General features: G+C 65.7%; 24 protein-coding genes. 17 read left to right on the top strand and 7 right to left on the bottom strand.

The window, feature by feature from the left end; all coding sequences use genetic code 11:
* Positions 1-24 precede the first annotated feature (24 nt).
* The 3 genes from ACYVJ8_RS06020 to ykgO form a co-directional block, all read right to left on the bottom strand.
* On the bottom strand, positions 25-1,059 hold the full coding sequence (locus ACYVJ8_RS06020) for an agmatine deiminase family protein (RefSeq protein WP_460710254.1): 1,035 nt from the start codon (positions 1,057-1,059) through the stop codon (positions 25-27).
* Positions 1,060-1,193: 134 nt separating this feature from the next.
* Positions 1,194-1,499, bottom strand: a complete 306-nt coding sequence (locus ACYVJ8_RS06015) for a hypothetical protein (RefSeq protein ID WP_460711075.1) — start codon at positions 1,497-1,499, stop codon at positions 1,194-1,196.
* A gap of 296 nt (positions 1,500-1,795) precedes the next feature.
* Positions 1,796-1,921, bottom strand: a complete 126-nt coding sequence (gene ykgO / locus ACYVJ8_RS06010) for a type B 50S ribosomal protein L36 (RefSeq protein ID WP_010342887.1) — start codon at positions 1,919-1,921, stop codon at positions 1,796-1,798.
* Between the two features lie 163 nt (positions 1,922-2,084).
* Between ykgO and cmk the strand changes: the two genes are divergently transcribed.
* The 8 genes from cmk to galU all read left to right on the top strand — a co-directional run bounded on the left by cmk (position 2,085) and on the right by galU (position 10,455).
* Positions 2,085-2,756: a (d)CMP kinase gene (gene cmk, locus ACYVJ8_RS06005; protein ID WP_460710251.1), complete on the top strand. Its 672-nt coding sequence runs from the start codon at positions 2,085-2,087 to the stop codon at positions 2,754-2,756.
* Positions 2,757-2,911: 155 nt separating this feature from the next.
* Entirely contained in the window at positions 2,912-4,600 is a 1,689-nt protein-coding gene (rpsA, locus tag ACYVJ8_RS06000) for a 30S ribosomal protein S1 (protein ID WP_460710249.1), read from the top strand.
* 146 nt (positions 4,601-4,746) lie between these two features.
* The gene (locus ACYVJ8_RS05995; protein ID WP_460710247.1) at positions 4,747-5,049 is read left to right on the top strand and encodes an integration host factor subunit beta; all 303 of its coding nucleotides are present in this window, start codon (positions 4,747-4,749) and stop codon (positions 5,047-5,049) included.
* Positions 5,050-5,181: 132 nt separating this feature from the next.
* Positions 5,182-5,442, top strand: coding sequence for a lipopolysaccharide assembly protein LapA domain-containing protein (locus ACYVJ8_RS05990; protein WP_460710245.1), 261 nt, complete (start codon positions 5,182-5,184; stop codon positions 5,440-5,442).
* Positions 5,443-5,445: 3 nt separating this feature from the next.
* On the top strand, positions 5,446-6,621 hold the full coding sequence (lapB, locus tag ACYVJ8_RS05985; protein WP_460710243.1) for a lipopolysaccharide assembly protein LapB: 1,176 nt from the start codon (positions 5,446-5,448) through the stop codon (positions 6,619-6,621).
* Positions 6,622-6,626: 5 nt separating this feature from the next.
* Positions 6,627-7,601 carry an MraY family glycosyltransferase gene (locus ACYVJ8_RS05980; protein WP_460711073.1) on the top strand — a complete coding sequence of 325 codons (975 nt, stop codon included), beginning with the start codon at positions 6,627-6,629 and terminating at the stop codon, positions 7,599-7,601.
* A 23-nt stretch (positions 7,602-7,624) separates the two neighbouring features.
* Entirely contained in the window at positions 7,625-9,538 is a 1,914-nt protein-coding gene (locus tag ACYVJ8_RS05975; protein WP_460710241.1) for a polysaccharide biosynthesis protein, read from the top strand.
* The gene (galU, locus tag ACYVJ8_RS05970; protein ID WP_460710240.1) at positions 9,538-10,455 is read left to right on the top strand and encodes a UTP--glucose-1-phosphate uridylyltransferase GalU; all 918 of its coding nucleotides are present in this window, start codon (positions 9,538-9,540) and stop codon (positions 10,453-10,455) included. The genes ACYVJ8_RS05975 and galU overlap by 1 nt, the downstream gene beginning before the upstream one ends.
* A gap of 24 nt (positions 10,456-10,479) precedes the next feature.
* On the opposite strand, the gene ACYVJ8_RS05965 is transcribed toward galU, so the two are convergent.
* Positions 10,480-10,911, bottom strand: a complete 432-nt coding sequence (locus ACYVJ8_RS05965) for a hypothetical protein (RefSeq protein WP_460710238.1) — start codon at positions 10,909-10,911, stop codon at positions 10,480-10,482.
* Positions 10,912-11,060: 149 nt separating this feature from the next.
* Between ACYVJ8_RS05965 and ACYVJ8_RS05960 the strand changes: the two genes are divergently transcribed.
* From ACYVJ8_RS05960 to ACYVJ8_RS05950, 3 genes are all read left to right on the top strand, one after another.
* A complete protein-coding gene (locus ACYVJ8_RS05960; RefSeq protein ID WP_460710236.1) occupies positions 11,061-11,411 on the top strand; it encodes a tRNA-binding protein in 351 nt (116 codons plus the stop codon).
* A 242-nt stretch (positions 11,412-11,653) separates the two neighbouring features.
* Positions 11,654-15,370 carry a M48 family metalloprotease gene (locus ACYVJ8_RS05955; RefSeq protein ID WP_460711071.1) on the top strand — a complete coding sequence of 1,239 codons (3,717 nt, stop codon included), beginning with the start codon at positions 11,654-11,656 and terminating at the stop codon, positions 15,368-15,370.
* A 108-nt stretch (positions 15,371-15,478) separates the two neighbouring features.
* On the top strand, positions 15,479-15,718 hold the full coding sequence (locus ACYVJ8_RS05950; RefSeq protein WP_460710235.1) for a hypothetical protein: 240 nt from the start codon (positions 15,479-15,481) through the stop codon (positions 15,716-15,718).
* A 76-nt stretch (positions 15,719-15,794) separates the two neighbouring features.
* Here ACYVJ8_RS05950 and ACYVJ8_RS05945 read toward each other — a convergent pair whose 3' ends face one another.
* The 3 genes from ACYVJ8_RS05945 to ACYVJ8_RS05935 form a co-directional block, all read right to left on the bottom strand.
* Positions 15,795-17,003, bottom strand: coding sequence for an acetyl-CoA C-acyltransferase (locus tag ACYVJ8_RS05945; protein ID WP_460710233.1), 1,209 nt, complete (start codon positions 17,001-17,003; stop codon positions 15,795-15,797).
* Between the two features lie 26 nt (positions 17,004-17,029).
* Positions 17,030-19,405, bottom strand: coding sequence for a 3-hydroxyacyl-CoA dehydrogenase/enoyl-CoA hydratase family protein (locus tag ACYVJ8_RS05940; RefSeq protein WP_460710231.1), 2,376 nt, complete (start codon positions 19,403-19,405; stop codon positions 17,030-17,032).
* Positions 19,406-19,479: 74 nt separating this feature from the next.
* A complete protein-coding gene (locus ACYVJ8_RS05935; RefSeq protein ID WP_460710229.1) occupies positions 19,480-20,100 on the bottom strand; it encodes a TetR/AcrR family transcriptional regulator in 621 nt (206 codons plus the stop codon).
* 241 nt (positions 20,101-20,341) lie between these two features.
* On the opposite strand from ACYVJ8_RS05935, the gene ndk reads away from it, so the two are divergent.
* The 6 genes from ndk to bamB all read left to right on the top strand — a co-directional run bounded on the left by ndk (position 20,342) and on the right by bamB (position 25,596).
* Complete coding sequence (gene ndk, locus ACYVJ8_RS05930; protein WP_460710227.1) at positions 20,342-20,767, top strand: nucleoside-diphosphate kinase; 426 nt, start codon at positions 20,342-20,344, stop codon at positions 20,765-20,767.
* Between the two features lie 17 nt (positions 20,768-20,784).
* On the top strand, positions 20,785-22,029 hold the full coding sequence (gene rlmN / locus ACYVJ8_RS05925; RefSeq protein WP_460710225.1) for a dual-specificity RNA methyltransferase RlmN: 1,245 nt from the start codon (positions 20,785-20,787) through the stop codon (positions 22,027-22,029).
* Positions 22,016-22,855: a tetratricopeptide repeat protein gene (locus ACYVJ8_RS05920; protein WP_460710223.1), complete on the top strand. Its 840-nt coding sequence runs from the start codon at positions 22,016-22,018 to the stop codon at positions 22,853-22,855. Before rlmN ends, ACYVJ8_RS05920 begins: the two co-directional genes overlap by 14 nt.
* Positions 22,852-23,655 (top strand): helix-turn-helix domain-containing protein, encoded by an 804-nt coding sequence (locus tag ACYVJ8_RS05915; protein WP_460710221.1) that lies wholly within the window; start codon positions 22,852-22,854, stop codon positions 23,653-23,655. Before ACYVJ8_RS05920 ends, ACYVJ8_RS05915 begins: the two co-directional genes overlap by 4 nt.
* Positions 23,656-23,758: 103 nt before the next feature.
* Positions 23,759-24,388 (top strand): YfgM family protein, encoded by a 630-nt coding sequence (locus ACYVJ8_RS05910; protein WP_460710219.1) that lies wholly within the window; start codon positions 23,759-23,761, stop codon positions 24,386-24,388.
* A complete protein-coding gene (bamB, locus tag ACYVJ8_RS05905; RefSeq protein ID WP_460710217.1) occupies positions 24,388-25,596 on the top strand; it encodes an outer membrane protein assembly factor BamB in 1,209 nt (402 codons plus the stop codon). Before ACYVJ8_RS05910 ends, bamB begins: the two co-directional genes overlap by 1 nt.
* Positions 25,597-25,651 lie beyond the last annotated feature (55 nt).

The raw sequence follows: 25,651 nt of genomic DNA, 5'->3' as shown, positions 1-25,651 counted from the left end.
ATTCTAGTTATGGCGATGCTGGAGTCAGCTCACCAGGCCCGCCGGCAATTGCATGGTGATGCAGTGCAGGCTGCCGTTCTGCCAGATCAGCGAGCGGCAGGGAACCGCGATGATTTCCCGATCCGGGAACGCTTGCGCGAGCACGGCCTGCGCCTTCGTATCGGCCTCGTCGCCGTAGGCGGGCATGAGCACGGCGCCGTTGATGATCAGGAAATTCGCGTAGCTCGCGGCGAGGCGACGGCCCTCGTCCATGACGGGCTTGGCCCACGGCAGAGGAAACAGCCGATACGGCGCGCCGTCGCGGGTGCGCAGCGCGGCGATGTCGTCGGCCATGGCCTTCAGTGCGGGGTAGTGCGAATCGCTGCGGTCATCGCAGGCCTGGAACACGATTGCATCAAGTGCGGCGAAGCGGGCGAGGGTGTCGATGTGGGCGTCGGTGTCATCGCCTTCCAGGTAGCCATGGTCCAGCCACAGGACGCGGTCCTGGTGCAGCCAGCCGGCCAGCTTGCGGGTGGTGTCCTCGCGGCTCGCGGCGGGGTGGCGCTCGTGCAGGCATTGCCAGGTGCTGAGCAGCGTGCCCTCGCCGTCGGTCTCGATCGCGCCACCTTCCAGTGCAAAATCAATGGATTGGCGGTTACTGTTAATGAAGGTTCCGAGCTGCTCGAGGTGCTCGACCAGCTGATCGTCGCGACTGGCCTCGAACTTCCCGCCCCAGCCGGTGAAGCGGAAATCCAACAGGCGGAAGCCGCCGCCGTCGCGCAGCGAAATCGGGCCGGTGTCGCGCAGCCAGGTGTCGTCGTACTCGGCCGGCAGGAAGCGCACACGCGCCAGATCCACCCGCGCCGAACGCAGGCGTGCCTCGGCGTAGGTCTGCAGGTCGTCGTCGGCCACGCAGATCAGTACCGGCTGGAAGCGGGTGATCGCCGCGACCAGCGCGATATAGGTCTCCTCGACATCGCCCAGGCGATCGGCCCAGTCGGTTTCGGCGTGAGGCCAGGCGATCAGGACGGCGGACTGAGGTTCCCATTCCGCGGGAAAGCGGGGCGGTGCTGGATTCATGGGTATGGGGAAAAGAAAAACGGCGGGAATGATACCCGCCGTTTAGTGCTTCATTGCGATTTTAAGGCTGGATCCCCGCCTTCGCGGGGATGACGCTCTGACAAAGCCGTGCGCGGCGCGCACGGGTCAGAGCGTCACTTGATCGGTGGCTTCGGTCCTACTTCGTTCGCGTCGGCCTTGTTGGCGACGACGTCGATCACGCGGCTCTTCTCGAAGTAGACGGTGAAAGCGGGATAGACCCAACGGTTGATCGTCGGCCACTGGCGCTTCTGCCCGCCGCGCGGGTCGAGCTTGTCGCCAGGAGCGCCGTACTTCGCTTCGACCTGGGCCATGGTCTGGCCACGCACCGGCATGGTGGCCTTGTTCTCTTCCTGCACGCGCTCGATCAACAGCGTGCTGGTCTGGGTTTCGGTCTCGGTCTCGGTCGTGGCGGGCTGCATCTCGGCCGGGGCCGGCTGCGTCTCGGTCTGGGCCGAAGCGGCGCCGGCGAGGGCCAGCAGGGCGAACATCGGAATGGCGGCGATACGTGCATTCATGGCGTGGCACTCCCCAGTGGACGGGCGATTGTACGCATAAGGCAGCGAAAGCCGGCAGCAAGACGCCGTCACGCTTTTGCCAAGCCGGGCGCATTCTCGTGGCGCTGCTTGTTCCGGTTGAGTACCGCGGAAACGCAAAAAGGCCGCCTTTCGGCGGCCTTTTTGTCGAACTTCGCCGGGCAGGCCCGGCGAACAGCGGATCAGCGCTGGCGCGCCTTGAAACGCGGGTTCGACTTGCAGATCACGAAGACCTTGCCACGGCGGCGAACGACCTTGCAGTCGCGGTGACGGGCCTTCGCCGACTTCAGGGAGGACAGGACCTTCATGACAGACCTCGGACGAAATGTTGGAAAAGACGGTTGAAAGGACGGATGAACCGAACGAAGCCCGCGATTCTAACGGACAAATTGTCGGAGGATCAAGTGGTTGCGTGATCGAGTCTCGCGGCCCCGCCTGGGCCGGCTCTTGACGCGCCCGCATAATGGGCCAATGACCGACATCATTCCCGTACTCACCATCGACGGCCCGTCCGGCTCCGGCAAGGGCACCATCAGCCGTCTCATCGCCCAGCGCCTGGGCTGGCATTACCTGGATTCCGGCGCCCTGTACCGGGCGGTTGGCGTCGCCGCGGGTTGGGAAGGCATCGATCTGGACGACCATGCCGCCCTGGTCCGCTGCACCTTCGACACGCGGATCGAGTTTCGGGAAACGGAGAGCGAACTCCGGGTCCTGGTCAACGGCATGGATGCGACCGACGAACTGCGTACCGAGACCGCCGGTGCCGCCGCCTCCGCCATCGCCGCCATTCCCGAGGTCCGGGCTGCGCTGAAGGACCGCCAGCGAGTGTTCCGCCAGGCTCCCGGCCTGGTCGCCGATGGGCGCGACATGGGGACGGTCATCTTCCCCGACGCCGCCTACAAGGTATTTCTGACCGCCAGTGCCGAGGAAAGGGCAGAAAGACGCTATAAGCAGTTGATGGAAAAAGGAGTTTCCGTTACATTGAGCGGTCTGCTGCGGGAGATCCTTGCCCGTGACGCCCGTGACGCCCAGCGTGCCGTGGCGCCGTTGCGACCGGCCGATGACGCCGTCCGCATCGACACCACCGGGCTGGGGATCGAAACGGTCGTCGAACAGGTGCTGGCCTTGCTGCCGAAGCACTGAGCGAATCGTCTTTCGCGGCAGATACAACTCCCATCGCAATGGTGCGGTGGGTTTCCATCCACTGGTACGAATCCTCGTACCGCACAACGGGTGGGTCGCCGGATCAGTGTCATGTCCCCCGTCTGCGACCCGTGTGTTCAACCGAGTAATTTTCAATGACCGAATCATTTGCCGAACTGTTTGAACAGAGCCAGACCAATCTGGCCAAGCTGAAGCCGGGCTCGATCGTCATCGGCACCGTCGTGGAAGTCCGCGGCGACGTCGTGGTGATCAACGCCGGCCTCAAGTCCGAAGGCATCGTGCCGATCGAACAGTTCCGTAACGATGCAGGCGAAATCGACGTTGCCGAAGGCGACGAGGTCAAGGTCGCCCTCGACTCGATCGAGAACGGCTTCGGCGAGACCATCCTGTCGCGCGAGAAGGCCAAGCGCTCGATGGTGTGGGACGAGCTGGAAGAGGCCCTGCAGGCCAACGCCACCATCACCGGCCGCATCAGCGGCAAGGTCAAGGGCGGCTTCACCGTCGACATCAAGGACGTCCGTGGCTTCCTGCCCGGTTCGCTGGTCGACGTGCGCCCGGTGCGCGACTCGTCCTACCTGGAAGGCAAGGAACTCGAGTTCAAGCTCATCAAGCTGGACCGCAAGCGCAACAATATCGTCGTCTCCCGCCGTGCGGTGGTCGAGAGCGAACATTCGGAAGAGCGCGAGCAGCTGCTTGAGAAGCTGGTCGAGGGCGCCGTGCTGAAGGGTGTGGTGAAGAACCTCACCGACTACGGCGCGTTCGTCGACCTCGGCGGCATCGACGGCCTGCTGCACATCACCGACATGGCGTGGAAGCGCGTGCGTCATCCGTCCGAAGTCGTGGAAGTCGGCGCCGAGCTCGACGTCCGCGTGCTCAAGTACGACCGCGAGCGCAACCGTGTTTCGCTGGGCCTCAAGCAGCTGGGCGAGGATCCGTGGGACAACATCGCGCGCCGCTACCCGGCCAACACCCGCGTGTTCGGCAAGGTCTCCAACGTCACCGATTACGGCGCGTTCGTCGAGATCGAGCCGGGCGTCGAAGGCCTGGTGCACGTCTCCGAAATGGATTGGACCAACAAGAACGTCAACCCGGGCAAGATCGTCCAGGTCGGCGACGAAGTGCAGGTCATGGTCCTCGACGTGGATGAAGAGCGCCGCCGCATCTCGCTGGGCATGAAGCAGGTCACCTCGAATCCGTGGGAAACCTTCTCCGTGCTGCACAAGAAGGGCGACAAGGTGTCCGGCCAGATCAAATCGATCACCGACTTCGGCATCTTCATCGGCCTGGATGGCGGCATCGATGGCCTGGTCCACCTGTCCGACATCAGCTGGAACACCACCGGCGAAGACATCGTGCGCAACTTCAAGAAGGGCGACACGCTGGAAGCCGTTGTGCTGGCCGTTGATCCGGAGCGCGAGCGCATCTCGCTGGGCGTCAAGCAGCTGGAACAGGACCCGATGGGTACGTTCGTGGCGACCAACGCCAAGGGCTCGATCGTCAAGGGCATCGTGAAGGAAGTCGACGCCAAGGGCGCGACCGTGGAACTGGAAGGCGGCATCGAGGGTTACGTCTCGGCCCGCGACATCTCCCACGACCGCGTGGACGACGCCAGCAAGGTGCTGAAGGTCGGCGACGAGATCGAAGCCAAGATCGTTGGCACGGACCGCAAGGGCCGCAGCATGCAGCTGTCGATCAAGGCGAAGGACCAGGCCGAACAGGCCGAAGCCCTGGCCGACTACAACCGTGCAGCGGCGGAAGCCTCGAGCGGTACCACCAAGCTGGGTGCGCTGCTGCGCGAACAGCTGGGCAACAAGGGCGAGTAATCGCGCCTGTTGATATAAGTTGTTGAAACAACGAGGGCGGCCCGGCATGCCGGGTCGCCTTCGGTCTGTAAGCGATCCGCTACATGGATCGAGCAGGAGGGCGCAGGGGTGCGTCCGCCGGTAAGTCAGGGGAGCGAAGCCACATCATGACCAAGTCCGAACTGATCGAGATCCTGTCGCAGCGTCAGGGGCACCTGAAGGGCGACGACGTGGACCTGGCAGTGAAGGCCCTGCTCGAGATGATGGGCAGCGCGCTCTCGTCCGGAGAGCGGATCGAGATCCGCGGCTTCGGCAGCTTTTCCCTCCATTTCCGTCCGCCGCGGCTGGGCCGCAATCCGAAGACCGGCGAGTCGGTGGCGCTTCCGGGCAAGCACGTCCCGCACTTCAAGCCCGGCAAGGAATTGCGCGAACGCGTCAGCGGCGTGACTCCGGTCGAAGAAAACGACTGAGCCACAGCGCGCTGTCGAGTCGATGCTGCATGCGACGCGCAGTCGCCTGATCACAGTGACATTAGTCGCGTCGCGCCAAAGCGTCGCGTCCGTTAAGCTAAGTCGACGACGAATGGGCCGTATGGAGGCCGTATGCGCGTGTTTCGTCTGCTGATCGCGTTCGCCTGCATAGCACTGGGCGCGATCGTCGGCGCACTCAACCGCCAGGCGACCCTCGTCGATCTGGGCCCTGCGCAAATTCCAACCACCTTGGGCGTGGCCTTGCTCGTTGCGCTGCTGCTGGGCGTGCTGCTCGGCGGTCTGGCCATCGCGGCGAGCGTCGTCCTGCCGCTGCGGCGCCGTATCGCCCGTATCGAGCGCCAGTCGATGGCGTCCACTACCTCCGGGACCTGAGCGATGGAATTCATCAACGAGTGGTTCTGGTTCTTCCTGTTGCTGCCCATTGCCGCGGTGAGCGGTTGGGTGATCGGGCGTCGGGGCGGCGAACGCCATAGCGATAGCCAGGTCAGCAAGCTGTCGATGACCTACTTCCGCGGCCTGAATTACCTGCTCAACGAGCAGCCCGACAAGGCCATCGAGTTATTCCTGCACATCGCCGAACTCGACAAGGAAACGTTCGAGACGCAAGTGGCGCTGGGCCATCTGTTCCGCCGCCGCGGCGAAGTCGACCGCGCCATCCGCTTGCACCAGGCGCTGGTGCAGCGGCCCGGGCTCAGCGATCAGCAGAAGGTCCAGGCCTTGCTGGCCTTGGGCGAGGACTACATGCGTTCGGGCCTGTTGGATCGCGCCGAAACCGTGTTTAGCGATCTGGTGGCTTTGGACATGGCGCCGCTCGCGCTGAAGCACCTGATCGGCATCTACCAGTCCGAGCGCGACTGGGACAAGGCGATCGAAAACGCACGCCGCTACGAAGCGGCGACTGGCGAGCCCATGGGCAAGCTGATCGCGCAATTCGAATGCGAAGTCGCGGACAGGCAGCGCGCCGCCGGCGACGTCGAATCCTCGCGTGCCGCCGTCGCCCGCGCGTACGAAGCCGACACCAATTCCGTCCGCGCCGGCATGATCGAAGGCCGTATCGAAATCGACGCCGGCAACGATGCGGGCGCCATCCGCTCCTTCGAGCGCGTGGCCCGCGCCGATCCGGACTACCTGCCAGAGATCCTGCCGCTGCTGCTGTCCGCTTACGAGCGCGTCGGCGACCATCCGGGCGCGCGCGCCTTCCTCGCGGAAATGTGCGAACACTACCGCGGCATCGCACCGGTACTGGCGCTGACCCAGATGGTCGAAGCCGACGAAGGCGTGCCGGCCGCGCGTGCCTATCTGGCGCGCCAGCTCAAGGATCGCCCTTCGGTACGCGGCGAGGCCGCTCTGATCGATCTGACCCTGGCCGAGCAGGCCGATCCGCTCGCGACCCTGCACGATCTCAAGCACATCACCGATCAGCTGCTGGTGCGCAACCCGAGCTATCGCTGCACGCGCTGCGGTTTCGGTGCGCGCAGCCACCATTGGCAATGCCCGAGCTGCAAAGAGTGGGGCACCGTCAAACCGCTGTTGAATTACGCCGTGGTCTGAGTCGAATGGTTTTCTGGCTGCTTCTGCATTTCGCCATCGGCTTGGCGGGTACCTGGATCGCACGCATGTACGCGGTGCGGCGCGAACTGATCGATCATCCCGGCGAGCGCCGCAGCCATCAGGTGCCGACCCCGCGCGGAGGCGGCATCGCCATCGTCATCGCGATCCTGGTCGCGGCCTGCGTACTGGGCTGGCAGCAGCCGCGGCAGATCGTACTGGTCGCCGGCTTCGTCGTGGGCCTCCTGCTGATCGCAGGCATCGGGCTGGTCGACGACCATCGGCCGCTTTCGCCCTGGCTGCGATTGGGCGTGCAGGCGATCGCCGGCGCCGTGTTCGGGCTGGCCGTGGCGGCGACCTGGGGCAGTCTGCCGCTCGCCCTGTTCGCCCTGGTCGCGACGCTGGCCCTGACCAATGTCTGGAACTTCATGGACGGCATCAACGGCCTGGCGGCCAGCCAGGCCGCGCTGGTCGCCATCGGCCTGGCGTTCTTTATCGGGGGAAGCTGGGCCTGGATCGCCCTCGCGGTGGCGGCGGCCTGCCTGGGCTTTCTGCCGTTCAATTTCCCCAAGTCGCGCATCTTTCTGGGCGACGTGGGAAGCGGCGCCTTGGGCTTCGTCCTGGCGGCGCTGCTGGTCGTGGCGGTCGCGGAGAGAGGCCGCAGCAGCGTGCTGCTTGTGTTGCCCCTGTCCGCCTTCCTGATCGACAGCGGACTCACCCTGGCCAGGCGCGTGGTCCGGGGCGAACGCTGGTGGACATCCCACGTTCAGCACGCATATCAACGATGGGCAGCTGGCGTAGAAACTCACACGCCGGTGACAATGATGTATGCAGCCTGGACCGTCTGCGGATGGCTGCTCGCCTGGGTGCTGGCCGCCGGCAGCCAAGCGCAGATGCGGACGGGGGCGTTACTGTGGATTGCCGCATCGGTGGCGATCTGGAGTGGGTTGCAACGCAGGTTTTCCAGAGCGGACGGCCCGTAGTCGAGAAGCAAAAGGGACAAGGAATGAGTGCTTGGTTTGAACGATGGAAGAGCCTTTTGCCGAGGCTGGCCGTGGTCGCGCACGACCTGGCCATGGTCTGGCTGGTGTGGCAGAGCCTGCATCGCCTGCGCTGGGGGATGGAAGCCCATCCGCCGGAAACCGCGCTGTGGAGCACCGAGATCGCCCTGGTGCTGGCCGCGCAGGGGCTAGTGTTCTGGCAGATCGGCCTGTATCGCGGGCTGTGGCGCTTCGCCAGCGTCCCGGACCTTTGGAACATCGTCAAAGCCAGCGTGCTGGGCCTGTTCGCCATCCTGCTGGGCCTATTCCTTTACAACCGCCTCGACATGGTGCCGCGCACCGTGCTGGTGCTTTATCCGCTCGCGCTCATCGCCTTGCTCGGCGCGCCGCGCCTGCTGTACCGCGCATGGAAGGACAGCCGTGCCGAAGGCAGGAACAAGCAGGGCAATGTCCGCACCCTCATCCTCGGTGCGGGACGCGCCGGCGAGGCGCTCGTACGCGATCTGCGCCGCGTAGGCACCTATCAGCCGGTCGGTTTCCTGGATGACGCCAGCATCCTGCGCGGCAGCAAGGTGCAGGGCGTGCCGGTGCTGGGCACCGTGCAGGAAGTCGCGGAAATCGCGCGCGAAACCGCGGCCAAGCTACTGGTGATCGCGATGCCCTCCGCCGACGCCGCGGCGATGCAGCGGGTCCTGGCGGCGTGCGAGCGCACCGGATTGCCATTCCGCATGGTGCCGCGCCTGCAGGATGTGCTGGAAGGACGCTCGCTGCCCGGCGAATTGAAGGAAGTCGCGATCGAAGACCTGCTCGGCCGCAAGCCCGTCCTGCCCGACTGGAAATCGATCCGCGGCTGGCTGGGCGCACGCACGGTCCTGGTGACGGGCGCGGGCGGTTCGATCGGTTCCGAACTGTGCCGGCAATGCGCGCGGCACGGTGCACGCCGGATCGTGCTGATCGAGATGGACGAAATCGCCCTGACGACCACCGAAGCCACGCTGCGTCGCGATTTCCCCGACATCGAATGCGTTCCGCTGCTCGGCGACTGCGGCGACCCCGCGCTCATCCAGCACGCACTGGCGACGACCGAGCCGGACGCGGTCTTCCACGCCGCGGCCTACAAGCAGGTGCCGTTGCTCGAGGCCCAGTTGCGCGAAGCGATCCGCAACAACGTGTTGACCACCAGCACCGTCGCGCATGCGTGCCGCGAGCACGGCGTCGGCACGTTCGTGCTCATCTCGACGGACAAGGCCGTCGATCCGGTCAACGTGCTGGGCGCCACCAAGCGCCTGGCCGAAATGACCTGCCAGTCGCTGGCCGACCATCGCTCGACGCGCTTCGTGACCGTGCGCTTCGGCAACGTGCTCGATTCGGCCGGCAGCGTCGTTCCTCTGTTCCGCGAACAGATCCGCAAGGGCGGTCCGGTGACCGTGACCGACCCGGAGGTCACCCGTTTCTTCATGACGATTCCGGAAGCGTGCCAGCTGATCCTGCAGGCGTCCGCGATCGGCACGCACGAAGCGATCTATACGCTGGACATGGGCGAGCCCGTGCCGATCCGCCTGCTGGCCGAACAGATGATCCGTCTCGCCGGCAAGCAGCCGGGCCGGGATATCGCCGTCGTGTACACCGGGCTACGGCCGGGCGAGAAGCTGCACGAGACGCTGTTCCACGCGGACGAGCGCTATCGCGCCACGGCCCATCCCAAGATTCTCCAGGCCGAGCCGCGGCAGGTTTCCGCGCAGACGATCGAGCACGCGCTGCTGCAGTTGCGCGAGGCGTGCGCGCGCTACGACGTCGAGGCCTTGAAGACGCAGTTGCGTGCCGCCGTGCCGGAGTTCGTGCCGGTCGGATCACATGGCATGCAACCGAACTCGTCTACCGTCGTTGCATTCCCCACTCGTAGCATCAGGAAAATTTGATGTCTTCTGCTCCAAGCTCGTCACGGATTCGCACCGCCGTATTCCCCGTCGCGGGACTCGGTACCCGATTCCTGCCTGCCACCAAGACCGTGCCCAAGGAGATGCTGCCGATCGTCGACAAGCCGCTGATCCAGTACGCGGTCGATGAAGCGGTGGAGGCGGGCTGCGACACCCTGGTGTTCATCACCAACCGCTACAAGCACGCCGTCGCCGATTATTTCGACAAGGCCTACGAGCTGGAACAGAAGCTCGAGCGCTCGGGCAAATCCGAGCAGCTGGACCTGATCCGCAACGTGTTGCCGCCGCACGTACGCGCGGTGTTCGTCACCCAGGCCGAAGCGCTGGGGCTCGGGCATGCGGTGCTGTGCGCGAAGGCCATCGTCGGCGATCAGCCGTTCGCCGTGCTGCTGCCGGACGATCTGATCTGGAATCGCGGCGGCCTTGGCGCGCTGAAGCAGATGGCCGACGCCGCCCAAGAAACCGGTGCGAGCATGATCGCCGTGCAGGATGTGCCCCGCGAACAGACCGGCAGTTACGGCATCGTGGCCACCGAGTCTTTTGCCGATCGGCAGGGTCGTATCACCGCCATTGTCGAGAAGCCCAAGCCGGAGGTTGCCCCGAGCAACCTGGCGGTGGTCGGACGTTACGTGCTCAGCCCGCGCATTTTCGAACTGCTCGAATCCACGCGTCCGGGCGCGGGTGGCGAGATCCAGCTGACCGACGCCATCGCGGCACTGCTCACTGAAGAGCCCGTCAACGCCTACCGCTTCAAGGGCACGCGCTTCGATTGCGGTACGCATATCGGCCTGATCGAAGCGACCATCCGCTACGCGCTGGATCACGAGAAGCTGAGCGAATCGGCCAGCAAGATGATGCAGAACGCGCTCGACGAACTCGGCGTCGAGGACCTGCAGTAGGCCTCAGCGTGGCACCTCGGGCCGTCAGCCCTGATAGTGCCACCACGCCCAGAGAGCCCATCCGATCAGCAGCCCGGCCAGCACCAGCATGGCCGTGCTGGCGATTTCCACGCGCCGCGCCCAGTGCAGGGCGTCGGCGTCGCGCAGGATCCTGACGTCGCGCAGCGTCCGCCAACGCGCGGGCGGGAAACGGCCTTCCACGCGCGACGCGCTTGCCATCTGCCGCAACGTCAAGCCGAGACCGACCGCAGGCGTCGCCAGGGCAAGGCCCAAGCCGGCCAGCAACCAGCGCAGCCAGGTGCGGACGGTTTGCGGATTGCTGCTGCCCAATTCGTAGGTGACGTGGTTGAGCCAGACCTGCAGTTGCCAGAGCAGCGCGCCGCATAGCACGAGCATGGCGGCGAGCACCCACACGGCTCGCTTGCGATAGGCTTTGTCGGCGACGTGGATTTCCATGGGCCCTCCTCGATGCCGACATCTCAACCGCAGCGACCCCGTATGTCCAGACCACCCGTCAGCGTGCGCTTGGCGGTCGTCACAGATTTGTGCGTGTCTGCAGGTTGGGCGCCTCATCGTCGGCCGCATGCGAATCGGAATCCGCTGTCATGAATGCCCTGGAGAATGTGCCGCCGATCGAGTGGAAGGACTTCGAAAAGGTCCTGCTGTGCGCCGGCACCGTGCTGAAGGTCGAAGCGTTTCCCGAAGCGCGCAAGCCCGCATGGAAACTGTGGGTGGATTTCGGACCGTACGGCGTGCGCAAGACCAGCGCGCAGGTGAAGGCGCTCTACGAAGCGGAGGATCTGGTCGGAAGACAGATCGTCGGCGTGATCAATTTCCCGCCGAAGCAGGTGGGGCCGTTTGTTTCGGAGTTCCTGCTGACCGGGTTTCCCACCGAGCAGGGCGTGGTGATCACCACGATCGAGCGCGTGGTGCCCAACGGGACGCGATTGGCCTGATCGCATCGATGGCGCTTCACATCGATGGCGTTCGCCACTTGGACGCTTGGCCTCCACCGCGCGGGTAGGCAAGAATGCGTATAGGCCGTCGGGGGACGGCCGGAGAAGCCTGCGGGCCGATCCTTAGCACCAGCGCCAACCAGGGGAGTCCAATGCAATCGATCTATCCTGCCGGACCAGCGGCGGTACCCGAGCGTCTGACCGAACCCAGCAGCCGATACCGGCGCCACGCGTGGCTGGCGATGACGGGCTTGCTGCTGTTCATCGCGGCCTATTTTGGTTTGCTGGGCTGGTTCGCATGGAAAGCGTATCGCCTCATGCAGAAGGCGGCCGACGGAGTGGGTGGCGACGGCTTCTGGTGTTTCGTCGGCGCGGTTTGCGCGGCCTTCCTGGCGATCTTCATGGTGAAGGCGCTGGTGTTCGTGAAACGGCGCAAGGCGGAGAAGCAGGATCTGGAGCTCAAGGCTGCCGATCAACCCGAATTGTTCGCTTTCCTGTACCGGCTCGCCGACGACGCAGGCGCGCCGCGTCCTCACCGGGTGTATCTCTCTCCCCGCGTCAACGCCGCGGTCTTCTACGACCTGTCGATCGTCAATCTGATCCTGCCTTCGCGGAAGAACCTCGAGATCGGCCTCGGGTTGATGAACGTTCTGAACCTGGGCGAATTCAAGGCCGTGCTCGCCCACGAGTTCGGGCATTTCGCGCAGCGAAGCATGGCCGTCGGGCGCTGGGTCTACATCGCTCAGCAGATCGCGGCTCACATCGTCGGCCGGCGCGATGCGCTCGACAGCTTCCTGCAGGCGGTTTCCCGCTTCGACCTGCGCATTGCCTGGGTAGGTTGGTTGCTGCAATTGGTGATCTGGTCGATCCGTTCGCTGGTCGAACTGCTGTTCCGCGTCGTTGTGCTGGCGCAACGTGCCTTGTCGCGGGAAATGGAATACCAGGCCGATCTCGTCGCAGCGTCCCTGGCCGGCAGCGATGCGATCGTGCACTCGCTGCACCGCCTGGGCGGTGCGGACGACGCCTGGGATCGCGCGATTGGCTTCGCGAGCAACGAGGCGAACAATGGGCGGCCGGTGAAGGACCTCTTCGCCGTGCAGACGCGCATCCTGGAACACATGCGGACGGTGCTGGCCGATGCGGCCTACGGCGAGTCGCCGATCGTTCCGGAAGGCCAGGCCGAACAGCACCGCGTCTTCGGCAAAGAGCTCGCGCGTCCGCCGCAGATGTGGTCCACCCATCCGGCGAATGCCGATCGCGAGGAGAACGTAAAGCGACGCTATGTGGCCGCCTCGATCGATCCGCGCCCGGCCTTGCTTCTGCTTCGGAATGCCGAGGAACTCAGGCAGCGCCTCTCGCGGGATTTGTTCCAGGGCGAACTCTCGCCCGCCGTGCCGATCGAGGAATCGCTGGAACGTCTTGATCAGGACTTCGCCGGCCTTTCGCTGGATCGGCGCTACCGCGGCACCTATCTCGGTCGCGCGCCATTTCGCGAACACGAAAATGTCGACGACATCTATGCGGCCCCCGGTATCGTGGCGGATCTGCATACCGAACTGGCGGCGCTGTATTCGCAGGAGCATGGCGAGCGCCTGGACCAACTGCGCGATCTCGAACAACAACGCACGACGCTCGAAGCTGTGCGCGATGGATACCTAGCGGCATCGGGCGGCGTCGTCCATTGGCGCGGGAGCGATGTGTCCAAGAGCGAGCTGCCGAGGCTCATCGCCGAATTGAACGACGAAATCGCGGCGTTGAAGCGGACCGTGCTTGAGCACGACTGCCGTTGCCGCTACCTGCATACGCTTGCCGCCGGACGCGTGGATGCGGGCTGGGAGGCTTATCTGCGCGGATTGGCCGCGCTGCTGCACTACGCCGAACACGCGCAGGCCAATCTCCGCGATGCCCATGGCTTGCTAATCAACACCTATGAAGTGGTAACGGCGGACCGGAACGTCAGCGCCAAGGAGCTGCGTCGCCTGATCAGCGCAGCGGACGAGGTGAGCACGGCGCTCGCTTCGATCTACACGCTCAGCGGCGGAATCACCTACGACGAGCGCGTGGCGAAACGGCTGGGCGCGGCGCGGTGGACGGAATTGCTCGGCGACTACCGGCTTCCTCATCCGACGCAGGCGAACATCGGCGAGTGGCTCGGTGCCGTGGATAGCTGGGTGAGGGCCGCCGGGGCGGCGCTGTCGAACTTGCGCAGCAGCGCCCTCGAAGCGCTGCTGGAGAGCGAGGACGAAGTGGCCCGCGCGTTGCGCGATCCGTCCGCTGCACTCGGTCCGGCGCCGGAAGCAGCGCAAGTGCCCACGCACTACCCGCGCCTGCGTCCGGGAACGGAACGCAAACGGCAGAACAAGCTGGGCTGGTGGGATCGGTTCCAGACCGCGGAGGGTATCGGTCCTACGCTCGCGCGCGTCGCGGCGGCAGGCGGCGTCGTCGGCGCCGTTCTGTTGGGCGGCGCCGCGATCGGTACGACCGAGCTGTCCATTTATAACGGGCTGGCGACGCCCGTTCGGGTATCGGTCGACGGCGATTCCGTCGAGGTAGGCCCGGACAACTACGCCAGCCTGCAGCTGAGCGATGACGGGCAGCATCAGGTCGAAACGCACTCCTTGCAGGGCGGGCTGATCGAACGCTTCCAGAGCGAGAGCGCGTCCGGCGCGCGCCAGATCTACAACGTGGCGGGCGCGGCCGCTCTGGCGGAATGGACCGCCGTTTACGGCCATGTCGAAGGTCGCTCGGAAAAGGTGCTGGGCACTCCGCGCTGGAGCGGCACGAGCGCGGAGTTTGTCTTCACCGAACCGCCGCAACAAATCCAGAGCTCGGGGCAGGGCGGTACGCGTACGGTCCTCAGTGCCTTCAGCAATCCGCAGCAGTTGCTGGGCATGCTCGGCTCGGATGCCGAGCGCGCCACGGCCATCGCAGCGCATGCGCGTTGGGATGCCGAAGACTCCCGCTTTGCCGCCGTCTGGTTGTGGCACGCAGGCGCAATGCCGGACTTCGCGGCGATCACCGCCGATCGGCTGAAGCGGCGTCCAAACGAGACGCTGACGCTGCGAACGCAGCAGGACCGTTCCGAAGGCGAGGCGCACAAGACTGTCTGCGCGCAGCAGACGGCGCTTGCGGACGCCGCGCCGCAGGCCGTGGATCTGCAGTACCTGGCGATTCGCTGCATGGAGGAGGGCGTTGCCCAGGACGAGCGCTTCATGGCCGCCCATGAAAAATGGCCGGAGAACGGCTGGCTGCAGATGGCGGCCGGCTACGTGCAGGCGCAGCGGATGAACTGGTCGCAGGCGACCGCGTTGATGGAATCCGCGGCGACGAAACTGCCGGTGACCGAGGAGTGGACTGCGCTGGATACGGCCCGCATCAGGCGCATGATGCAAGGCGAAGAAGCTTCGCTCGCCGATCTGGGCGGACGGTCCTCGTTCCTGCAACAGTTGCTCGCATTGCAGGGCGGTGTCGGCACCGAAGGAACGCCGTACGCTGCATATGCCTCTCTCGCCAAAGGTGAGCTTGCGGCCGGTCTTTCACAGGCTTCGCACACCGATATCGAGAACGAGATCCTGCAACTGGCCGCTGCTTCGGACGGTGCCTCTACGCAGATCGTCCAGCAGGCGCTGCGAACGCCGGTGAACGAGAAGGCGGACGATGCGCTGGCTTGGTTCATGCTGGCGCTCGCGTCACGGGAGCATGCCGATCTGACCCGGCTCACGTCGCGCCTGGGCAAGGCCGAAGTCAGGGACAAGGCCGCGCTGACGCGATTCTTCGAGCAGGTGCGCAATGGCGCCGATGTCGCCGCGGCCGAGTCGGCATTGGGCAGCGTCGACCCGCGCAATCGAGGCATCGCCTACGCAATGGCGGTCGTGATGCGAGGCGATCGCGCACCCGCCGCGTGGCGTGACGGCGCGAAGCGACTGCTGTTCGCGGCAGAACGGCCGTACTTCCGTTAGCGAGCTTCTGTTAGGGGCGTCCTGGATGAAACGGATTTAATCTTCGTGTCATCGTCGCGAAAGTCCGGCGCCCCTAGCCTCGAAGCTCCACAAGAGGAGGGTTCGCCGATGCGCCGTTTTCTACTCTCAGCCGCGGCGGTACTGGCGTTTTTCAGCCTGAATGTCATGGCGGCCACTGCCACGCCCGCCGCCAAGGCCGCTCCGGCGGCCGCTGCCGCCCCCGCGGCGAAGACCGTGGCATCGGTCCGATGCCGGGATGCGAAGGGCCACTTCATCGCCTGTGCGAAGAAGGCCGCGCCACAGCAGTGTCGTGATGCCAAGGGCAAGTTCGTGGCTTGCCCGAAGTAGGTTTCCAGCGGGTGCGGTAAAGACGAAGGGCGGCCATGAGCCGCCCTTCGTCTTGCTGCCTTCGGTAGCCGCCTGCTTACAGGGCTTCGAAGATACCTGCGGCACCCATGCCCGTGCCGATGCACATCGTCACCATGCCGTACTTCTGCTGGCGACGGCGCAGGCCGTGCACGATCGTCGCGGTGCGGATCGCACCCGTCGCGCCGAGCGGATGACCCAGCGCGATCGCGCCGCCGAGCGGATTGACCTTGGCCGGATCCAATTCCGAATCGCGGATGACGGCCAGTGCCTGGGCAGCGAAGGCTTCGTTGAGTTCGATCCAGTCGAGCTGGTCCTTGGTCAGTCCCGCCTGCTTGAGCGCCTTGGGAATCGCCGCGATCGGGCCGATGCCCATCACTTCCGGGCGCACGCCGGCGACCGAGAAGCTGACGAAGCGGGCCAGCGGGGTCAGCCCGTAGTCCTTGATCGCCTGTTCCGAAGCGACCAACACCGCGGCTGCGCCGTCGGACATCTGCGAGCTGTTGCCGGCCGTGACCGTGCCGCCGAATTGGGCGTTGCGGAAGACCGGCTTGAGCTTGGCGAGGCCGTCGAGCGAGGTGTCCAGACGCGGACCTTCGTCGGTTTCGACCAGGGTCTTCTTCAGGCGGATCGTGTTGCCGGCCAGGTCGGGCAGGTGGGCGACGACTTCATAGGGCGTGATTTCGCTCTTGAACTCGCCGGCCTGGATGGCGGCGATGGCCTTCTGGTGCGAGGCGAGGGCGAACGCGTCCTGGTCTTCGCGCGAAACCTTCCACTCCTCGGCGACCTTCTCGGCGGTGATGCCCATGCCGTAGGCGATGGCGACGTTCTCGTTGTTGGCGAACACGCTCGGGCTGAGCGCGACCTTGTTGCCCATCATCGGCACCATCGACATCGATTCGGTGCCGCCGGCGAGCATCAGGTCGGCATGGCCCAGGCGGATCTGGTCCGCGGCCAGCGCCACGGCCTGCAGGCCGGAGGAGCAGAAACGATTGATGGTCTGCGCGGCAATGGTATTGGGCAGGCCGGCCAGCAGCGCGCCGATGCGCGCCACGTTCATGCCTTGCTCGCCCTCGGGCATGGCGCAGCCGATGATTGCGTCGTCGATGCGATTGAGGTCGATGCCCGGCGCCTGTGCGACCACGCTGCGCAGCACGTGCGCGAGCATGTCGTCGGGGCGGGTGTTGCGGAACACGCCACGCGGGGCCTTGCCGACCGGAGTGCGGGTGGCGGCGACGATGTAGGCGTCTTGTACTTGCTTGATCATGTCAGTGTGTCCTGTGTCGTCGTCGCTTAGTTGCGCAGCGGCTTGCCGGTCTTGAGCATGTGCGCGATGCGTTCCTGCGTCTTGGGCATCTGCGCCAGGGCGACGAAGTGTTCGCGTTCGAGCTTGATCAGCCATTCCTCGTCGACCAGCGTGCCGCGGTCGACTTCGCCGCCGCACATGACGGTCGCTATGCGGGTCGCGATCTCGTAGTCGTGCGGTGAGATGAAGCGGCCTTCCAGCATGTTCACCAGCATCATCTTGAAGGTGGCGATGCCGACGTTGCCGGCCACCGGGATACGGCGGGCGGGCAGGGGCGGGCGATAGCCGGACTCGGCCAACGCACGCGCCTGCTGCCTGGCGACGTGCAGCAGTTCGAAGGCGTTGAACACGACCGCGTCGGTGTCGCGCGCGACCTTCAGTGCCTTGGCTTCGAAGGCCGACGTCGACACCTTGCCCATCGCCACGCTTTCGAACGCCGTCTTGAGCTGGGCGAACACGTCGCCGCCCGGGCCGGCGGCCTCGGAAGCGCGCACGGCGAATTCCTTCAGGCCACCACCGGCCGGCAACAGGCCGACACCGGCTTCGACCAGTCCGACATAGCTCTCGAGCGCGAACACGGTCTTGGCCGCATGCATCTGGAATTCGCAGCCGCCGCCCAGGGCGAGACCGCGCACGGCGGCAACGACCGGCACCTGTGCGTACTTGATGCGCTGGCTGGTGGCCTGGAAGTTGGCGACCATGGCTTCGAAGCCCTTGAGGTCGCCGGCCTGCAGCAGGCCCAGCGCGCCTTGTAGGTCGGCACCGGCCGAGAAGGGCTCCTTAGGCTGCCAGATCACCAGGCCGCTGAAGTCGCGTTCGGCAATCGCGATGGCTTCCTGCAGGCCGTTGAGCACATGGTCGTTGACCGTGTGCAGCTTGGTCTTGAAGCCGACCACGGCGATGTCGTCGCCCTCGTCGACCCACATGCGCACGCCTTCGTTCTCATAGACGGTACGGCCCTGCGAGAACTTCTCGCCGATAAGCGCATCCGGGAAGCGCTGGCGCGCGTACACCGGGTGGGTCGAGCGCGGCACCATCGCGTTGCGGCCCGGGCTGTAGCTGCCCGCGGTGCCGTGCACGCCGTCGCGGCCGTCGAAGACCCAGTCGGGCAGCGGCGCATTGCTCATCGCCAGGCCCTTCACGATGTCGTCGGCGATCCACTCGGCGACCTGTTTCCAGCCCGCGGCCTGCCAGGTTTCGAACGGACCCAGCGACCAGCCGTAGCCCCAGCGGATCGCGAAGTCGACGTCGCGTGCGGTGTCGGCGATCGATTCCAGGTGATACGCGGTGTAGTGGAAGGTGTCGCGGAAGCAGGCCCACAGGAACTTCGCCTGCGGGTTGTCGCTGGCGCGCAGGGCGGCGAACTTCTTCGCGGGATCCTTTTCCTTCAGCAATGCGGCGACGTCGGCGTCGAGCTCGCCGGCCGAGACGCGGAAGTCCTGCGCCTTCAGGTCGAGAACGAGGATGTCCTTGCCCTTCTTGGTGTAGAAGCCGGCACCGGTCTTCTGGCCCAGCGCCCCCTTTTCGATCAGCGCCGTGAGCCACTTGGGCGCCTGGAAGTACTGGTGCCAGGGATCGTCGGGCAGGGTGTCGGCCATCGTCTTGATGACGTGGGCCATGGTGTCCAGGCCGACCACGTCCGCGGTGCGATACGTCGCCGACTTCGGGCGGCCGATCGCCGGGCCGGTCAGCGCATCGACGGTGTCGAAGCCGAGGCCCGACTGCTCGGTGTGATGCATCGCGGCCAGCATCGAGAACACGCCGATGCGGTTGCCGATGAAGTTCGGAGTGTCCTTGGCGTAGATCACGCCCTTGCCGAGCGTGGTGGTCAGGAAGGCTTCCAGGCCCTCGAGCACCGAGGCATCGGTGGTGCGCGCCGGGATCAGTTCGGCCAGGTGCATGTAGCGCGGCGGATTGAAGAAGTGCACGCCGCAGAAGCGGTGGCGCAGCTCTTCCGGCAGGACTTCGGACAGCTTGTTGATGCCCAGGCCCGAGGTGTTGGAGGCCAGCACCGTGTGCGCGGGCACGAACGGGGCGATCTTCTTGTACAGGTCCTGCTTCCAGTCCATCCGCTCGGCGATGGCCTCGATGATCAGGTCGCAGCCCTTCAGCAATTCCAGGCCAGTTTCGTAGTTGGCGGCGACGATGCGCTCGGCCAGGGCCTTGTCCGCCAGAGGAGCAGGGCTGAGCTTGACGAGGTTGGCGATCGCCTTGGTCACGACGCCGTTAGGGTCGCCTTCCTTTGCGGGCAGGTCGAACAGCACCGTGTCGACGCCGGCATTGGTGAGGTGGGCGGCGATCTGCGCGCCCATCACGCCCGCGCCGAGTACCGCCGCACGCCGGACGAGTAGTTTCTTAGACATGTTTTGCAAGTCCTTGATGTAACGCGGGTCTAAGCCCGCGGTAGGGGGTTGAACTCAGAGACGAAAGAGGGCGATCAGGCGCTGCGAAAACCGGCAGCGGCGAACGTGATCAGCTCGCGCGCCGCGCGCTCACGGTGCGCCGCTTCGGTGACACCGGCGGGTCGCTTGATCAGGCCGAAGTCGGCCATGGCGTAGGTCAGCGCGCCAACGACGATGTCCAGGCGCCAGTACAGGGATTCCTTGCTCAGGCCGGGCAGGCAATCGGCGATGGCCTTGGCGAATTCGCGCAGCACATGGCCGTAGTGCTCGGACAGGAACTTGCGCAGCGCATCGTTCTTTTCGGCGTAGGCGCGGGCGATCATGCGGGCGAACGCGCCGTTGTGGCGGTCCTGGGCCATCGCCAGGGCCGGTCCCACGAATGCGGCGAGGATCGGCTCGAGCTCGCCCGGATGATCCTTCTGGGCCGTCTTCAGCGCAGTCAGGCGCTGCTGGCTCATCTCGTCCATGCGGCGGCGGAAGACCTCGTTGACCAGGTTTTCCTTGCTGCCGAAGTGGTAGTTGACCGCGGCGATGTTGACGTCGGCACGGCTGGTGACCTGCCGCAGCGAGGTGCCGGCGAATCCGAACTGGGCAAACAGCTCCTCGGCGGCGCCGAGGATGCGGTCCTTGGTGGAAAACGGGTGAGGTGTGGCCATGGCAAGCGGTCGCTTTCAACGGACGATTCAAACGATTGTTTCAGGCTAGAACCATACGGCACCGCACGTCAACCGTCCCAAGGCTGAAGCGGTGGCGAAAAAGTCTCCAAACCGTTCCGTACTTCGGCTAGAATTTGCCCCAGCCATATCGGCTAAACCCGCGATTCGACGCGGGTTTTTCTGTTATTCTCGGGCGCGAACATGGACTGTCACGCGGCCCGCCTATCCGGAGATCTGTCCCATGGCGCTGGAGCGCACCCTTTCGATCATCAAGCCCGACGCCGTCGCCAAGAACGTCATCGGCGAAATCTATGCGCGCTTCGAAAAGAACGGCCTGAAGGTCGTCGCCTCGAAGATGACGCAGCTCTCGCGCGCCGAAGCCGAAGGCTTCTACGCCGTGCATCGCGAGCGTCCGTTCTTCAACGCGCTGGTGGAATTCATGATCAGCGGTCCGGTGATGATCCAGGTGCTGCAGGGCGAAGGCGCCGTGCTGAAGAACCGCGATCTGATGGGCGCGACCAATCCGAAGGACGCAGCGCCGGGCACCATCCGCGCCGACTTCGCCGACAGCATCGACGCCAATGCCGTGCACGGCTCGGACTCGCTGGAGAACGCCGCGATCGAAGTCTCGTACTTCTTCCCGGCAACCGACGTGTTCGCTCGTTGATTTGAAGAAGTAGAGCAATGAACCAGACCCGCGACATCGCTATCGACCTCGTTCCCGCCGGCGCGGCTGCCGACGAGGCGACGCAGGCTGCTTTGCGCGAGTCTGTGAGCAAGACCGCGCCGTCGGAGTCGAGGACCAACATCTTCGACTTCGACCGCGCTTCGCTTGAGCGCTTCTTCGAAGAAGAACTCGGCGAGAAGAAGTTCCGCGCGCACCAGGTGATGAAGTGGATCCATCACCGCTACGTCACCGACTTTGCCGGGATGACCGATCTGGGCAAGGTGCTGCGCGCCAAGCTCGAGGAGCGTGCCGTCGTGCACGCTCCTGAGCTCATCTTCGACAAGGAATCCAGCGACGGCACCCACAAGTGGCTGCTCGGCATGGATCCCAAGAACGCAATCGAGACCGTCTACATCCCGGACAAGGGCCGCGGCACGCTGTGCGTGTCCTCGCAGGTGGGCTGCGCGCTCAACTGCCAGTTCTGCTCGACCGCGACCCAGGGCTTCAACCGCAATCTGTCGACCGCCGAGATCATTGGCCAGGTCTGGATCGCGGCGCGCCATCTGGGCAACGTCCCGCACCAGCAGCGCAAGCTCACCAACGTGGTGATGATGGGCATGGGCGAACCGCTGGCGAATTTCGACAACGTCGTGCGCGCTATGAGCATCATGCGCGACGACCTGGGCTACGGCCTGGCCAACAAGCGCGTCACGCTGTCGACCGCCGGCATGGTGCCGATGATCGACCGGCTCGCGGCCGAGAGCGACGTGTCGCTGGCCGTGTCGCTGCATGCGCCCAACGACGCGCTGCGCAGCGAGCTGGTCCCGCTCAACAAGAAGTACCCGATCGCCGAGCTCATGGATTCCTGCGTGCGCTACGCGCTGCGCAAGAAGGGCGAGTCGGTGACGTTCGAATACACCCTGATGAAGGGCGTCAACGACCAGCCGCAGCATGCGCGCGAACTCATCCGCCTGCTGCGCGAGTTCGACCGCCGCGTGCAGATGAAGGACGCGGCCAAGGTCAACCTGATTCCGTTCAACCCGTTCCCGGGCACGCGCTTCGAGCGCCCGGACGACGAAGCCATCCGCGGCTTCCAGAAACTGCTCAACAACGCCGGCATGATCGCGCCGGTGCGGCGTACGCGCGGCGACGACATCGACGCCGCCTGCGGCCAGTTGAAGGGGCAGGTGATGGACCGCACCCGCCGCCAGGCCGAGTTCCGCAAGCGGCTCGCGCAGGGAGCAGGTGATGCTGCCGCGTAAGGCCCTCGCTGCCGCTGTCGTGACCCTTGCCGTCGCGATCGGCGGCTGCGGTGCCGACGGCCCTTACGTGCGCACCAGCCTGGGCAAAGCGCATCACGTCGAACCGGCGGTCAATCGCATCAGCGAGCCCAAGGACCACAAGTCCAAAGGCGGCGACGCCGAAATGCAGCGCGATCTGGCCGAGATGCAGCGCTTCGTCGCGGAAGGCAATTTCGGCGCGGTCAAACAGGTCGCTTCGGCTGCGTTGAAGCGGGCGCCGGCTTCGGTCGAGGCACACACCTATCTGGCGGTTGCGCTGGACCACAGCGGCGACAGCCCCGATGCGGGAAGCCATTACCAGCGCGCGGCCGAGCTCGCGCCCGGCAACGGCGCCGTGGTCGGCAATTACGGCATCTGGTTGTGCGAGCAAGGGCGTGCGGCCGAAGGACTGGGCTGGCTCGATCGTGCCGTCGGGCTGCCCGGTGGCGGCGACTCGGCTCTGATCCTGGCGAATGCGGGCACCTGCGCCGGCAAGGCCGGACAGACCCAGCGGGCCGAACGTGATCTGCGTCGCGCCATCCAGCTCGATCCGGAAAGCCCGATCGCGCTGGGCGCGTTGGCGGAGCAGGAGTTCGCGGCCGGAAATGCGCTCGAGGCCCGCGCATTTTCGGAACGGCGTCTCGCTACTGCACCAGCAGACGCCAAGGCGTTGTTGCTTGCGTCACAAATTGAACAAAAACTCGGCGACAGCTCTGCGGCTGCGCGCTACGTTTCACGACTGAGAGCGGAGTTCCCCGATGCACCGGAAGCACGGAGCTCCGCTATGGGGGATGGTGGCAGGCAATGATGCATTCCGAGACTACGGGCATTGGCGCCGGATGCGGCGCCGTCCTGAAACAGGCGCGCGAAGCGGCGGGCATGTCCATCGAACAGGTGGCGTCCCAGCTGCGCATGACTATTCGCGCAGTCGCCAATCTTGAAGCCGACGAGTGGAGCTCGCTGGGTGCGCCGGTGTTCGCGCGCGGCCAGCTGAGAAGCTATGCACGTCTGCTGGGCGTGGATATCGAGCCGTATATCGAACAGGCGCCGGTCGCCTCGACGGCGCCGTCCACGCTGGTCAGCCATACGCATACCCCGGCTTATCAGCGTTTCGCCGAACAGATCGGTCGACGCGCCATCTACGTCGCCATTACCGCGGCGATTGCCGTGCCGGTGTGGCTGGGCACGCGCTCGCATTTCGGCAACAGCGAGCTTGCCGTGCAGTCGCTGGACGTGCCGGCAACGACCCAGGCCGAGCAGAGCGCGCCCGCGCAGCCGGGCGCGCAACGCACCCCGCTGGTGGCATCGATCGCATCGCTGCCGGCCGCACCGCAATCCGCTGCCGCGCTGACGATCACCTTCAACGGCGACAGCTGGGTCGAAATCCTCGGACCCGACAATCAGCAGGTGCTCGAACGCGGCCTGCTCACCGCAGGCCAGCAGCGCAGCTACAAGGTCGGTGAAGTCGGAAGCATCAAGCTCGGCAACGTCAACGCCGTGGAAGTGAAGCGCGCGGGCGTCGCGGTCGACCTGGAACCGTTCAGCCGCGCGAACGTGGCGCGCTTTACGCTATCCTCTGACGGTTCCCTCGCGCCGGTCGCTAACTGACCCGCGTCGCGGGTCGACCTCTTCTGCCGGCTGATGCCGGCTTTTGCCGGCTGGCGCCGGCTTTTCCTGATGAACCCCGCCTGCGAAGGCGGGGCGAGACTCCATGGCGATCGACGAACTTCTAGACGAACACGAACAAAGCGAACGCGTGCGCGAATGGCTGCGCCGCAACGGCAGCGCCCTTGTCTTCGGTGTTGCCCTGGGCCTCGCCGCCATCGGCGGCTGGCAGTGGTGGCAGCGCCATCAAGACGGCAAGCAGGCCCAGGCCGCGACCGACTACCAGGCCGCCATCGACGCCGTCCAGGCGAACGACAAGGCGGCGGCCGGCAAGATCCAGACGGTGCCTGAAGGGACGTTCCGCGCCCTGGCACAGCTCGAACTGGCCAAGTCGCAGGTGCAGGGCGGTCAGGTCGAAGCCGCGATTGCCACCTTGCGCGCGATCAAGGCCGCTGACCCGGCGATCGCCGCGATCGTCAACCAGCGTCTGGCCCGTCTGCTGATCGATCACAAGCAGGCCGATGCCGCGCTCAAGCTCGTCGCCACTGCCGATTCGCTGACCGCGCTGGAAATCCGCGGCGACGCGCAACTGGCCCTGGGCCAGCGCGACCAAGCCCGCGACAGCTACGGCAAGGCCCTGCTCAAGGCCGAAGTCGGTACGCCGCAACGGCGCGTGCTCGAACTGAAATTGACCGAAGCCGGCGGTACGCCCCCCAAGACCGAGAGCCAGTCCTGATGACGTCCAACACGAGTTCGACCTTTCGTACGTCGGTTTCGCCGACGCTGCTGCGTTCTTCCGCGCTGCTGATGTGCGCGATCGCCCTGGGCGGGTGCTCGACGGTCAAGGGCTGGTTCACCAGCAAGAAGGAAAAGCCGAACGAACCCGCTGAACTGACCAAGTTCACTCCCTCGGTCCAGGTCACCAAGCTCTGGTCGGAACACGCAGGCAAGGGCGAAGGCCGTGTCGGCGTGCGCCAGGGGCCCGTCGTCGCCGACGGCCGCGTCTACGCTGCCGCCGTCGAAGGCGGCGTGCGCGCGATCGACCTGCAGACCGGCAAGGAAGTGTGGCATTACGAAAGCAAGCTGCGCCTGTCCGGCGGTCCCGGCGTGGGCGAAGGGCTGGTGGTCGTCGGTAGCCTCGATGGCGAAGTCATCGCGCTCGATGCCGCGACCGGCGCCGAGAAGTGGCAGGCCAAGCTCAATGCGGAAGTGATCGCCGCACCCGCGATCGGCCTGGGCAGCGTCTTCGTCCGCTCCGACGACGGCCATGTCACCGCGTTCGATGCCGCCACCGGCGAGCGTCGCTGGTTCTGGGTGCACGATGTGCCGGCGCTGAGCCTGCGCGGCAACGACGCCGTAGTGCTGGGCCCGGGATTCGTTTTCTCCGGCAACGACGACGGTAGCGTCAGCGCGCTGTCGGCGACCGATGGCCGCACGCTGTGGAATCTGCCGGTCGGTCAGCAGGACGGCCGTAGCGAACTGGACCGCCTCGCCGATGTCGACGGCACGCCGGTGCTGGAAGCCAGCGTCCTGTACGCCACCAGCTTCAAGAAGCAGACCGTCGCGATCGATGCACCCAGCGGCCGCGCGATCTGGGCCAGTCAGTTCGGTGGCGCCGGCCGCCTGGGCATCGCCAGCGACCGCGTGGTCGTTGCCGATCCCGCCGGCAGCGTCTACGCGCTGGACAAGAGCAGCGGCGCCTCGCTGTGGCAGCAGCCCGCGCTGGCGCGCCGCCTGCTGACCTCGGCGGTGGTGCAGGGCGACTACGCCGTGGTCGGCGACTACGAGGGTTACCTGCATTGGATGAAGCTGGACACCGGCGAGCTGGCGGCACGTGCCCGCGTCAGCCACGATGCCCTGCGCGGTTCGCCGGTCGTGGCCGACGGCATCCTCGTGGCCCAGGACGTCGACGGCGAACTGGCCGCGTTCCGTCTCGGCCAGTAAGCGGCCTTTTGGGCCACCCCATGACCCCGGCCCGTGGCCGGGGTTATTGTTTGCG

The organism is Lysobacter terrae, assembly GCF_054782215.1.
The sequence above is the reverse complement of the archived record's forward strand: the minus strand, read 5'-3'. Positions and strand labels throughout refer to the sequence as shown.